The 13,184-nt window shown below is 60.8% G+C and carries 7 protein-coding genes and 1 pseudogene; 1 reads left to right on the top strand and 7 read right to left on the bottom strand.

The features are described 5' to 3' along the window. Nucleotides 1-452 precede the first annotated feature (452 nt). From CUC55_RS07355 to CUC55_RS07345, 3 genes and pseudogenes are all read right to left on the bottom strand, one after another. Entirely contained in the window at nt 453-764 is a 312-nt protein-coding gene (locus CUC55_RS07355) for a DUF736 domain-containing protein (RefSeq protein WP_103087420.1), read from the bottom strand. Nucleotides 765-1,434: 670 nt separating this feature from the next. Next, nucleotides 1,435-2,360: pseudogene (locus CUC55_RS07350) on the bottom strand (ArdC family protein). A 287-nt stretch (nt 2,361-2,647) separates the two neighbouring features. Further along, nucleotides 2,648-3,235, bottom strand: coding sequence for a hypothetical protein (locus CUC55_RS07345; protein ID WP_067650517.1), 588 nt, complete (start codon nt 3,233-3,235; stop codon nt 2,648-2,650). A gap of 311 nt (nt 3,236-3,546) precedes the next feature. On the opposite strand from CUC55_RS07345, the gene CUC55_RS23310 reads away from it, so the two are divergent. Further along, entirely contained in the window at nt 3,547-3,675 is a 129-nt protein-coding gene (locus CUC55_RS23310) for a hypothetical protein (protein ID WP_269085571.1), read from the top strand. 5 nt (nt 3,676-3,680) lie between these two features. Here the strand turns inward: CUC55_RS23310 and CUC55_RS23590 are convergent, their stop codons facing one another. The 4 genes from CUC55_RS23590 to CUC55_RS07310 all read right to left on the bottom strand — a co-directional run bounded on the left by CUC55_RS23590 (nt 3,681) and on the right by CUC55_RS07310 (nt 13,073). Continuing rightward, complete coding sequence (locus CUC55_RS23590) at nt 3,681-4,436, bottom strand: DUF7007 domain-containing protein (RefSeq protein WP_425352791.1); 756 nt, start codon at nt 4,434-4,436, stop codon at nt 3,681-3,683. Nucleotides 4,437-4,492: 56 nt separating this feature from the next. After that, on the bottom strand, nt 4,493-4,813 hold the full coding sequence (locus CUC55_RS23405; RefSeq protein ID WP_342587811.1) for a hypothetical protein: 321 nt from the start codon (nt 4,811-4,813) through the stop codon (nt 4,493-4,495). Then, nucleotides 4,810-6,618: a ParB/RepB/Spo0J family partition protein gene (locus CUC55_RS07325; RefSeq protein WP_103087418.1), complete on the bottom strand. Its 1,809-nt coding sequence runs from the start codon at nt 6,616-6,618 to the stop codon at nt 4,810-4,812. The genes CUC55_RS23405 and CUC55_RS07325 overlap by 4 nt, the downstream gene beginning before the upstream one ends. A gap of 1,361 nt (nt 6,619-7,979) precedes the next feature. Beyond that, entirely contained in the window at nt 7,980-13,073 is a 5,094-nt protein-coding gene (locus CUC55_RS07310) for a DEAD/DEAH box helicase family protein (RefSeq protein ID WP_103087416.1), read from the bottom strand. Nucleotides 13,074-13,184: the final 111 nt, after the last annotated feature.

Here is a 13,184-nt window from a genome sequence, read left to right as displayed (position 1 = left end):
GATGCGCGCCCAAGGACGCTCGTAAAAGGAAAGTGGCGACAATATCATCGATTGCGTGGCCATAAGACACGCTTACTTAAGTCAGCAGTTGGCGCAAAGTTGCCGAGGCGGCTGTTTGCCCCATGGTCAAAGGCGCGATTACTACACAGAGGTCGGTCTCGACATCCGGCAAGCCTGTATTAAAGTGATCGCGTCATTGGAGTGATCAATTGGGAACACGGCTGACCTCCCTGGCAACACAGACCATTAAATGCAAGCGCTCATAAAGCGATCGCGAGAAATTGGGGGAGCCGCTCATCCTTGACGCGGTCGCCTCGGCCGGCAACCTCGCTCGATCTGAGCAGCTATCTCCCGATTCCGTGTGGCACCAAGAAAGCCGGGCCGGACGACGCCTGTTCCCGGCTCCATAGTCGGAGGGAAGAGGCCCGCCCGATGGGCGGAGCCTCAATGCCTCAATCGCGGTTCTGTCGGGACCAGATCAGCTGGTAACCATCCTCGCCTTCGACTTCGGTCAGGGTTGCGTATATCGGAGCAGGGAAACTCGGGTCGTCGAGCTTGACCGAGAGGTAGTCGCGATCGCTCTCAGTGGATCGCTTCTGCCAGGCCGCACCCAGCTCGACAGCGCCGGCGTAGATGCGGAACTGCGGGCCTTTGTCCGAGGGNTTTTCGACGCGAGAGATACGGGCCTTGACGTTGAGGGCGAGGGTGCGGATTGAGCCTGTGAAACCAGTTTCGGTGGAGTTGAAAGTGCCGATGGTTGCCATGGTGGTGTTCCTTTGCTTGTTCGGGCCGCACCATTGCGGCCTCGATGGCAGTCGCAAAGACCGGGNATGATCGGACCGCACCCGCCGGGGTCCCCTTCGCGCCTTACGCGATGGGGTGGCACAGGGCCGCAATGCAATGAAGGGCGGCCAAAGGAAACTTTGTTGTGCGCGAGGAATGCGAACGCAGTTCGCTGGGGAAGAAAGTTGCAGACGGTCGTTGCGGGAAAACGATCGAGGCGCAGCCGGTCTCCGGTCAGACATGCCCCATCGAGCCCGCAGATGGAGCCGCGGAAACAGGGNTAGGGATATCGCTATGGCGGTCTCGGGACTCGGACCCTTCGAGAAGGGCAACATTGGAATAATCACCTTGAAAAATCCGTCGATACTCACTCATCCGCAGCGAGAACCCATCTCATGAAANGAGCCGGTTACATGGAGGTATCCGCGCGCGCTCGTTCCTCGGTGACGTCGCCATGAGGATCCATTCGTCAGGACAAAAAGCCAATAACTGTTGAACGAGAGACATCCCGTGGACTCACGTCCGATACTGGCCAGCCCTCGGTCTGTGGGAAGCTGGATCTTCGCTGCAACAGGTCCGCACTGAACGGTGTCGGGTCGTGGCAACGACGGCCGGCGATGATTACCTCCGTTGCTGACAGAATGGTTGTCTTCAACCCGCCTTGGTTCCAGCCTCGGCTACCCGCTGCAGATCATGAAGAAAACTCATAGCGCGCTGCGCATGTGCCGCTGCCTGAAAGATGGCGCGCTTGTCGCCTAACAGCACGCGCAGCCAGGACTGCAGATAGGAGGCGTGATCGGGTCTCGGCTCCAGTTCCGGAACAATGCCAAGATCGGCACACAGGAAGCAACTCCCGAGTTCTGCAATCAACTCTTCGCGGGCGCGCTCGCTTTTGTTCTTCGCGTAGCGGCTGAGATCGCGCCCGACACGGGAAGGATGTGCCGTCCAGTGCGTGGCTTCATGGCTGAGCGTCGCCACATAGCCCGCCGCATCGCGAAACGTCTCGAACGGCGGCATCTGAATATGATCCGTCACCGGCGAATAATAGGCCTGACCGCCGCCATGTCGGATCAGGGCACCTGTATTGAGGAAGAAGCGATCGGCCTGCTCGATCCGCTCTACGGGATCAAGGTTCTCAGCAGGCTGCCCGTAGTAGCGATGAGGTAGTCCATCGATCTGTTCGATGTTGAACACCGAGTATGCTTTGAGAAANGGAATCTCACGGTCGATCTCATTGCCTAAACCGTCGTTTTCAGATTTCGTGAAGCGGCTGGCGAAGACGACAGTCGAGCCCGTTTCACCCTTGCGCACAGAAGCGCCGACTTCGAGCGCCTGCTTGAATGTCATCCACATCGGTGAGGAGAACCCCCGCGCTACCCCCTCCGACCAGAGAAGCAGCACGTTTATTCCTGAATAGGGCAGGCCATTATGCCGCAACGGTCGGGTGATGCGCCCCTGTGTGTGCGCAACACTCCACGGTTCATCCATGGTCGAACGCCCTGTTCGAGATCGGTCACGATCCGATCGGTAATGCGGGAATAGATGTCGCTGCGGTCGCCTGCCGATTTCCTGGTCATCTTCATTTCTCCTTCTTGTCCGACCGCGCCGATCGCGGTTCGTCACGGAGGTCCTGAAGCAGGAGGCAAAGGATCTCGTGCGCACCCAGGGGNCCGGAACGAAGAGGAGGACGGCAAAGCCGTTGCGCGCGAAAACAGTCTCCTGCAGGACCACCGGCCGGGACTGACCGCGATCAACCGCGGCGCTCTCCGGGTTCAAATCTCAACATGGAAAGGGCCGACCCCGACAAGGCCCGCCCGATTTGAAAGAAAGGAAATGAGCGGGGCCGGAGCCCCGCCGGTTGAGATCAGCCGAGAGCATCCATCTGAACTTCCGCCGCCTTGCGGTCGAGACTGGCACCCGGATTTTCGACCGGGCGTTCGAAGGGCTTCCAAGTCTCACCGATGACCTGTTCGTAGGCGGCAACTGTCCCCTCTGCCGCCATTCTGAGTGAATGGGCCTGGATGCCCATGTCGGCCGCGAATTCCCGCTTGCGCTGGGCGGCGCTGTCGTAGCCGACTGGACCATCGAGGTCCTCGTCACGGGCGTCGTTCGACGCCTTGGCGGTTGCGTCGCGCGCTTCCGTGACGGCGCGGGAGTAGAACTGCCCGGCGCCATGCGCCGATCCGACGAAGGCTCCGACGATGCGCTGCAGGTGTATCTGCATGGCCTTCTCGCCCAAACCTTCGGAGAGGCTGTCGGCGGTCTCAACGACCAGCCGCTGGTGGAGGCTGCGGATGCCATCGCTGTCGACGACCGTAGTGCCGAAGCTTTCGGCGATCTTGAGTGCCTGGGTGGCGTCGGGGCAGGAGAGGCGGACCATTTCGAGGGTGGTGCCGCGGCGAGGTTGCGCAAACCTGGCGTTGGAGCGGTTGGGAGTGGCGGACTTGGCCATGTCTATTCCTTCCTTGACTGCTGAAGCGGTTCCGGCCCGTGCCGGTCTGCCCTTCGATGCGGACGACCAAGAACCGGCAAGGGACGGGCGGTTTCACAGGTCCGGTCCGACTGAGCCAGCAGGGCTGGGTTGCGGGCCAGCAGGTTTNGACCTGAGCAGACCGCGAGCCTGACCTCGCGCAGTGAGGTCGGATCGGCCGCTACGCGGCGCGACAGCGGCCTTGAAACGGCCGGCCGCCGGTTCAGACCGCAACGAGAAGAAGGGCAGTCCGGCACGGGTCCGACGCCAATCCCGAGCAACGAGAAGGAACCATGGCCAAGCCCGCCCTGCCGATGACATCGAAGCCAGGCAAGTCCAGCACCAGCGCCTTCGTTTCGGGTCCGCCTATATCGGCGGATGATGCACAGGCTCATGATCGCGACGTTGGCATTCACCGATGACCAGCTCATTCATCGCCATTCTGCGAGCAATCATGTCGAGTTCGGCCCAATGCTCGAAGGTGAGGCAGTCCACGAGCTCCTGACGGTAAATACGAGGATCCGATCGGCGCCGCGCCCGGCTCCAGACCCTCACCGTCGTCGCCTGTCTTCCGGCGCGCGCCGCAATCTGCCGCGTCAAACAATCTAGATGCAGCTGGGTCTCGCGTCGAGCGCCGATTGCTTTCGCGACGTTCAAAGTGCGGAGGTCGATCATGGCCCACCCCCNGGCTTTCCCAACCAACGAAAGAGGATGGCCCGTCATATTCGACGTGACGCGCGTGATCGATGACAAAGCCGAACCGGCCGCGACCAGCATACTCCTCACTGGCGACAAGGAAGCGACGCCGATGGTTGCCTGGCTTTCGGTCACTATTAACGACCGCCACGACCTCGGTCATGCCAGCGTGTTCGCCAGATAGGATCGCAGAGGCGACAACGAAGTCGTTCCTGTGGCGTTGATCGAACGCCCGACGGTCCTTGGCCCAGCTCTCGCCCTCGGCTAGCACGCAGCCGTGGATCATCTCCCAGGCGTCGGGCCAGATATTGCGAACGGTCTTCTCGGCCATGGGCCGCTCATAGGCGGTGAACAGGTCCGGGAAGGTAACAGCCACGATCGCCCACTCACAATCTTCCTCGTACCACGGCGTGTCCTTGCGTAACAANGGATGGACTTTGGTGTTACGATCAGCTGAGAGATGGAGACCACCGTGGCCGGAGGTCATGTGGAAGACGATGCCATCGGCATAAATGACCGCCATCTGCGATCCACCCCATGGGNTTACTCGCTGACATGCGGGCGCACACGATCGAGGCTAGCGAGATCGCGTTTATGCCCGGTAGCCTCAGCGACGCGCGCTAGGAATTCCGCTTCGTCAGCAATTCGACCGTCATGCCCGATGAAGTCGGCGCGCGTCAGTTCTGCGAGTGGTCGGCGGATAGCGACGGCACGGCCAAGATAAGAAAATCCACTGGGTGAAATGACCATTGCAAGGACCAGATCACCTATGCGGGCGACGGGCAGGCCGTCCGCGCTGGCTGCATCCACCCCCGAAAGATCGGGGATGGATGCAGCCATGTTCGACTTGACAGCGGCGATCATGCTGCTGCCCTCTGGTCGTGGTCGTGGTCGTGGTCGTGGTCGTGGTCGTGGTCGTGGTCGTGGTCGTGTTCGTGGTCGTCGTGGTCGTCGTGGTCCGGCAGATCCGCCTTCTGCGGCACGCTATCGACCACATCGTTGGCTTCTTGCTCGGTCTCATCGTCCGACGGGTCATCGAGATCGCTATCCCTGTCATCCTGGGACCCAGCGCCGACGACATCCGTGGCAGCGCCTGCGCGGATCCATTCGAGCAGCTCGTCTGCCGCTGGCGCGAAGCGGCCGGACGGATGGACAAAATGCTCATTTGCGAAATGCTCCACGAGCGCTGCGCGGGTTTCGCGGACCTTCTGCCGCGGCTGGACGGACGCTTCGGCGCAAGACGCTACCAGTGCCTGGCGAGACAGGCACAAGAGGAACTCCTCCGAACCCATGTTCGGCAAATATTCGTCCGCGCCGATTGCATGACCTGCAACACGTGAGACCATGCCGCTGTTCGACATGCCACGGCGGCACGACAGGACATCGATCAGCACAGAGCGAACGGCGATCCGAAGCGTGTCCCGATCGAAGGCGAGCTTGCCATGCTCATCGAACAGCCCGACTGCATGGCGTGAGAAGCGCTTGCCCCNGTAGATGGTGCCATCAGCGCCGGAGTCGACGCGAACATTCTGCCCGGCGAAGGCGAGCACCGTCAGCGCCATCAGCATGTCATCCTCGATCGGCGCGCGACCGAGCGCGTCATGAAGGGCGTCGGTGCGGAAATCACCGATCATGTCATAACCCTTCTGCGTGACGTCGGGCCGGGCCTTCGACATGGTGATTGCATCGGCATCATCGCCACTAGCGACCGATGCGTCACCAGCAGCCCCCTTCGGCTTCGCCTCCTCCGGCATGCGGTAATGCACGGACTGCACCTTGCCATCACGATCCAGATAGAGCGCCGTGTGATCGGACTTGGAGAGCTTGCCATACACCTGGGAGGCCTTCTTCGGCAGATCTGGCTGGCCCCAGCTGTTGACCTCGACAATTCCGCCGCGCTTCGGAAGGTTGCTCGTCATCCATTCGTGCTGCGCGCCAAGGAACCCTTCGACATTGGTGGTGTAGCGCCCGTCCTGGTCGGCCGGCGCGAAAAGGTCCTCCACCCACTCGATGCCGTAGGCCTGGGCCAGATCGTCACCAAAGCTCGCATCGCGGGCGTACATGCGCTTCTTGGTGAGCGCATTGGCGATCTGCCACCACGGAGCCGTGTCTCCCTTCTTCGGCTTGTGCGCTTTCCAGACTTCCTTCTGGTCCACCTGGCCTGCTGCCGCGATGATCCGTAGCTGCGGCTCGGACGGCATGTCGCCCAGGGCCATCTGCTCGAGCATTGCCGGCAGGACATTTGCAAGCAGACGCAGCTTGCGGATCTGTCGAACGGGGAGGGCGAGAGCGACGGCGATCGCTTCCTCGGTCCAGCCGAGAGCAACGAGACGTTCGATGCCGCGCCACTGATCCACGGGGTTGAGCGCCTCGCGAACCGAGTTTTCGACCATCGAGCGCATGGCACCATTATCGTTGGCGGCATCCACGACAAGGATCTCGATTTCTTCCAGGCCGGCGGCGATGGCAAAGCGCACGCGGCGATGACCGGCATCGATGATGTAGCCATTTCCGCCTTCGGGTTCCGGTGCGACGACGGGCGGCTGGACGATGCCGACGGCCTTGATCGTGGCCAGCATCAGCGCGTCGGCCTGCGGCGACGACTTCGACTGGCGCATACGGTCAGGATTTTCCTTCAGCGCGCGCGGGTCAACCTTCATGATTTGCATGGGAGCAGTCCTTTCGAGAGGTTACCGACCGGCACCTTGCCGGCCCTTCCTGTCTTCTTTTTTTCGAAGACACCTCCCGGACCGCCGAGCGGCCGGACTGCCGCAACTGCGGCCGAGCATCCCTGCTGCGCGGGACGAGCGGGGCTAATAGCCCTGCGCGGGACAAGCGGCCGGGATCGCGCAGACCGCGGTTGAGCGACAGCGTCGGTAGGAGGACCGGTCTGCGATCGGTTCATCCTCCCTGCTTTTCTTTTTCCATTCTTCACGTCTCAATTCGAGCCGACGGTTGAAGACGAGAGATGCTGGCGGCAGCGATGCCTGGAGGACGGGACTAGGTTCGGCGCCCTAGAAGGGCCAGCGCGTCAGCCATCATACGCTTCAAGATGAGTTTCCGGGTTTCCGGTGTGACGATGGCCGCTTCCGGGATAGCAACAGCAGCAGGCGAGGGCATGGCGGTTTCGGAGGGCGGAACCGGAAGGGGCTCTTCGATCATTGCGGGGACAACGATGTGCGTGATCGTTGTTTCATCGGATTTTACCGAAACGGTGACCTGTGCTCCAGAGCGGAGACGGTCGATCCCCGTTTGAGCGGCCTCTCGCTCATCTTGAGCTTCTACCAGCGATGACTGCGTTACAAGAAAAAANGGCATGCTTTTCCACGGAGTGTTGTGATTGAGGTCTCGTCTGCAAATCGGTTTCGGTCAAGGTGCAAGACCACGTTTGCGGTCGCCTCCGACGCAAAAAAGGCGCTCGACCCGTGAGGGGAGCGCCTTCTTTNGGATCCCAGGACAACATCAAACGCCGCTGCGATTGCAGTGAGCAGGACATCGTCTTATCGGGAGGTGATGCTCAGATGTTGTTGACGGAGGAGAATTAAAAGTCGCGATCTGGACTACCCCCTGATAGATCTTCGCGTCCATCCGAACGTCAGGCGAGGCAGCATGAGCACAAATCCTGAGACCCGCAGAGCCATCGCGCAGCGTGTGATTGATCGCGCGGCGGCGCGCGGTATGCCGATCGACAAGGATCCTGCCTTCGTTGCTTTGCTGGAAGAATGGATCCGCGGAGACATCGACATGAAGGCTATGCGCGAACGGTACCTAGATACAATCGCTCTCCAAGCTGCCCAGCGGGGGTCTGCGCAAAAGCCCNTGAGTATAAACCTCTCGAAATGGTCGGACGCGGCGAACAAAGAATAAAAAANTGGGCCTGCGGAAACCGCGGCCCATGAAGTGTGGAGATTTAAAACCTCCAGAGGGGAACAGCTGTTGCGACGGAACTGGAGGTGACCGTCATATGCATCAGCTGGAAGCACTATGCCTGATTTTTGACCATCAGGAAANCATTTATTATGCAACGCAGCTATGCAGGCACCGCGACGGTCTCGTCGTCCAGATCTGCCGCCAGTTGAGCTTCGATTGCCCGCAGCTTCAGCCGCTTGTCCTCCAGCTCGTCTGCGAACGCGAAAGTGCCTCCGTCTCGCGAACGGTAGGATACCAATCGCCGCTTGGCATCGTCGAGCCGCTGGCGATACTGGTGCTGTTCCTCATCAAAGCCGCCAAGTGCGTGCTCCAGCCGTGAGATGGCGCCGAGCGGTGTCACCGTGATCGCCAGATCAATGTCGTAATCGGCGCCAGTGCGCTGGAGAAGGGTCTCGTAGCGATAGCCATCGCCCTTGCAGAACCGCTCGCTCTCGTAGACGAGATCAAAGCCGCCGATTGTCGCCAGATGAACTTCACCTTCTTTCTGGAGCTGAAGAAGCGTGAGGATTTCCTTCATCAGCGCTCGGCCCGCCTCCTTGCGCTCGGTGTGCTCTTCACCGAGTATCATCATAGTGAAGGCATCGCCGGTGGTCGGCGCCAGTCGCACGATGTCCTGGCCGATCTCCCCGATGCGCCGGGTGGCAATCTCGATCTCTCGCTCTGCGTCACGCATCTGCCTGCGGACGGCATATTGGTCGTCCTCATGAGCCGCGCGCAGCCGTTCGAGCCTGGCAATATCTGCCTCCAGTCCTGCCTTCTGCATCAGCCGCTCGTCGCCCGACGCGATCGCCTTGGCCATGGCGAACTGGTTGGCGGCACCTTCGCCGATATCCTCCAGCTTGCGGATCGATGTATCGCCCGAAAGCGCTGCAGCGATGAACCGGGCCTTGCGCTCATTGTTCTGCCACATTGAGGCGTCGAGCGAACCTTCTGTGGCATAAGCGAAGATATCGACCTCGTCATGCTGATTGCCCTGGCGGACAATCCGTCCCTCGCGCTGCTCGATCTGCGACGGCAACCACGGCACATCGAGATGATGGAGCGCTTTGAGCCGCAGTTGGGCATTCACGCCGGTGCCCATCGCCTCCGACGATCCGATCAGGAAACGCACCTTGCCGGCGCGGACATCGCCAAATAGCCGCTGCTTCGCCTCGGTCTTCTTGTAATCCTGCATGAAGGCGATCTGCGATGATGGAACGCCGAGGCGGATCAGTTCGTCGCGAATGAAGCGATAGGCCGAGAAGCCGCGGGACTTTTCGACACTGATCGTGCCGAGATCGGAAANGATCATCTGGGCTGCCCCNGACAGATCGAAGTCCTTGCCATCGGCGCGACGGTAGATGGCCTTGGCCGTCTCCTTCCAGATCCGGTGGGCATTGCGGACGAGCAGATTGAGCTTGTTGTCAGCTTCGTTGGGGGCCGCCGGCATGACAAANCGCAGATCGATCGCGGCATGCCGTCCATCGGTGATGACCGAGAGCAGGATGTCGTCGCCGGGCTTGGCCTGTCCGTCACGCTGCTCGATCGCCTCGATCCGGGTATCCAGCATCTTCTGATAGCTTTTGAACAGCGCCGTTGGCTTGGCGGTCAGGATCTGTCGGCGACCGGTCGCAATATCTGGCACTTTCACATATTGACGCAAATCCTCCGGCATCACGACATCGGCGAAGGACCGGAACATGGCAATCAGCTCCGGCACGTTGACGAAGGACGCAAAGCGGCTGACTGGCTTGTACTTACCAGATGGCTGGATTTCGAGTTCCGTCGTTGTCTCGCCAAAGCAGGAGGCCCAGGCATCGAACTCGTGCAAGCCTCGCTCGGCAAGAGCGGCATGCCCGAGCAGGCGTTGGATCGAGAACATCTCGCCCAACGTATTGGTGATCGGCGTTCCCGAGGCGAGCACCAGCGCACGGCCGGGGTTCTTTGTCTCGATGTAGCGAGATTTCACATAGAGATCCCACGCACGCTGCGACCCGTTCGGATCTATGCCCTTGAGCGTCGACATGTTGGTGGCGAACGACAACTTGCGGAATTCCTGTGCCTCGTCGACCACGATCTGATCGACACCGATTTCCGAGATGGTCAGCAAATCGTCCTTGCGGGTGGCGAGGCCTTCAAGCCGTTCCTGCAATCCTTCCTTCAGCCGCTCAAGGCGCTTGCGCGAAACGCTGTCCTCGCCATCGACCTTGGTCAACAGATCCTCGTAAAGCTGCAGTTCGTCCTGGATCATTTGGCTCTCGAAGGCCGAGGGAACGGCGATGAAGCGGAATGCCGAATGCGTGATGATGATCGCATCCCAGTTGGAGGTTGCCGCTCGCGACAGGAAGCGAGCGCGCTTGTCCTTGGTGAAATTGGTCTCGTCAGCAACAAGAATGCGGGCATTCGGATAAAGCGCCAGGAATTCGCGCGCGGCCTGCGCCAGGCAATGGCCGGGCACGACCAGCATCGCCTTGGCGATCAGGCCGAGACGGCGCTGCTCCATGATTGCGGCGGCCATCGTCATCGTCTTGCCGGCGCCGACGGCATGGGCGAGATAGGTCGAGCCATCTGCAATGATCCGCCAGATCCCGCGCTTCTGATGCCCGTACAACGTAAAGGCTCCAGAGGCGCCAGGAAGTTTCAGATGGGAGCCGTCGAATTTGCGCGGCGCAATATTGTTGAAGCGATCATTGTAATCGCGCGCCAGCCGGTCGGTGCGATCCGGATCGGTCCAGACCCAGTCCTGAAACGCTTGCTTGATCCTCTGTAGCTTGTCGCGAGCGGCTTCGGTGTCGACCACATTGAGCACCCGGCGCTCGCCGCCGGCATCTTTGAACGTATCGAAGATTTGTGGGACGCGGCTGTTCAATGCATCCGTGAGCAGATCCCCGGCATGCCGACGGCTGGTTCCCCATTCCGATGTCCCGGCGGCGCTATAGCCGAGCTGTCGAGCGTCGACCGTCCATGAGCCGAGTTCCGGCATGTGGTGAATGCGGATATCGGCTTCCATCGTCTCTTTTACGAAAGCGACGACATCGGCGGCCGGGATCCATGGTGCGCCGAGACGCGCGGTGATGTCGGAGGGCCGAAGGTCGGTCGGCTGAACCTCCTGGAGGGCGCGTACATTCCGCTCGTAGGCCGGATCGAGCTCGGATGCAGCCTGCGCGGTTGAGAGTTTGGTGCGTACAGCCCCGGAGAGATAGCCGTCGGCAGTTTGCCACGATCCGTTGATAGGATCCAGGAAAATGGCCTCGGCGAGTTCATCCACCACGGTTGCGGTATCGCTATGGAGCAGTTCGGCGATATGGTCGAGATCGACGTAGCCACGTTCATTCAACACGACAGCGAGCGCATCCGCAGATGAGGTGATAGTTGGTGCAGCCGGCGGCGCGATCACCCGATCGGAAAAANCCGGACCCGGTTTGGCTGTATCGGTTTCCAGATCGTAATCCTCGATCGAGNCAACCAGCCAGCAATCGGGATCATCACGGAAGGGCGCAAGGTTCGGTTGGCGATGGGTTTCCTTGACGTCACCGGTCTCGACATCTTCCTGGATCGAGACAGTCGTGTGATTGATGGGTCCGAAATCTCGCACGAAGCTCGACCATGCGATGCGCAGCCGGACCTGGAGATCTCGCCAGGGCCGGCCCGCCTCCTGCGCCTTCAGCACGTCGCGCACGCCATCACGGATGGGGATCAGCTTGCTGATGATCCTGATATGCTTTNCCGGGATGCCATCGCCAAGGCGACCCTTGCGAACGGTGACCTGCATGGCCGCTCCATCGAGCATCTGCATCAGACCTGTCGATCGATCAAGGAAGAAGCTTCCCTCGCGAACACGACCATCCTTCGGCTGTTGATCGACGATATCGCCAAGTTCTGTCTCAAGCTCGATGTCAACAGGTGTCGGTTCACCGTCGTAACGGCCTTTGGGCAGCCGGGCGATGGCAGTGCCAAGCACGGCCTCGAGATCCTGGTCAGCGGGCGCTGTGCAGGTGTAGGTTTCGCCGAACGGACCGGAGACTGTTGAATGGCTGCCCAGAACAAACTCGGGATTGCGCGCAAGCCAGCGATTGATCCGGATCGGTTCCGCGTCGGAGCTGGCAGGTCGAACCTCTTCCAGTTCCAACCACGAGAGATCGCCTGCCTCTTCGCCACCCTTGCGTTTACGAAAAANGACAACGTCCACGACGACATCCGTGCCGGCGTCGCGACGGAAAGTGCCTTCGGGCAAACGGATGGCTGCGATCAGGTCGGCCGACTTGGCGATGTGGTCGCGCGCGGTGCCGTCCAGCTTGTCGAGTGTGCCGTGCGTCGTGACGAAGGCAGCGAGGCCGCCGGGCTTTAGGAGATCGACCGACCGGGCGATGAAATAGTCATGCAGGCGCAGTCCAAGCTTCCTATAGGCGCGGTCTGACCGAACAATTCGATCAGAGAATGGTGGATTGCCGATCGCCAGATCGAAGATCGGTGAGAACTCGGTCCGCGCGAAGTCGGCATTGATGATTCTGGCCTTAGGCTGCAGCAAGCGTACGATTCGTGCTGTGACCGGATCGAGTTCGATGCCGGTGAAGAAGCTATCCCGCCGCAATTGCTGTGGAGTCAGGGCCGGGAACAGGCCGGTCCCGATACCGGGCTCGAGCACGCGCCCTCCGCGCCAGCCGAGACGCAGCAACCCCGTCCAGATCGCGCGGATGATCGCTTCCGGCGTGAAGTGGGCATATTGAGTGCAGCGCGCAAGTGATGCGTAATCGGCCTGCGAGACGGCACTTTCCAGCGAAACCGCAACCTCGTCCCAACCCGTCCGGAATTCGACCGCGCCTGGACGGCGGAACATCCCGTTGGCCAGTTCACTGCCACCAAAGCCGGTGAAGCGGATCAATTGCGCCTGTTCATTTGGCGTGGCCGGTCGATCCCGTTGTTCGATCGCCTCGGCGATCAGGATGGCCGCGACATTGGCGCGGGCACGATCCAGCCAGGACGCGGCGAGGCCTCGGTTGCCATCGAGGTAGAAGTTGGAACGCCCGCCACGCGGGCGAGGGTGTGAATTGGTCGGGGCTACCAAGGCAGGGGCAGGCGCAGGTGGCGTCGGATCCGGCTCGTCATCGTTTGCCGCATCAGGTGCGGTGCCCGCGAAACCTGTGATGCCAAGATCGAGGGTGGTGGACAGTGCGGTGTTACCGAACATGTCGAGTGAAAAGGAATTGCTGCTCATGCGATGAAACTCCTGTTGAAGGCACCATTTTGCGATCTGCCGGCGCGGGCAGCTCGAAGTGCGCAGAGGATGGGAATCCGGCAGGGCCGATTGTGCGAGAGTTCGGCCGCG

It is taken from the genome of Agrobacterium bohemicum, assembly GCF_002896715.1.
GTDB lineage: Bacteria > Pseudomonadota > Alphaproteobacteria > Rhizobiales > Rhizobiaceae > Agrobacterium > Agrobacterium bohemicum.
Note: the sequence above shows the minus strand (reverse complement) of the source record. Positions and strands in the feature narration are given on the sequence as shown.

Bases quoted from the DNA above. Each gene is read 5' to 3' on its own strand.
- CUC55_RS07345 (WP_067650517.1), bottom strand. From the start codon at position 3,235: ATGGCCAAGTCCGCCACTCCCAACCGCTCCAACGCCAGGTTTGCGCAA.
- CUC55_RS23310 (WP_269085571.1), top strand. From the start codon at position 3,547: ATGGCCAAGCCCGCCCTGCCGATGACATCGAAGCCAGGCAAGTCCAGC.
- CUC55_RS23405 (WP_342587811.1), bottom strand. From the start codon at position 4,813: ATGATCGCCGCTGTCAAGTCGAACATGGCTGCATCCATCCCCGATCTT.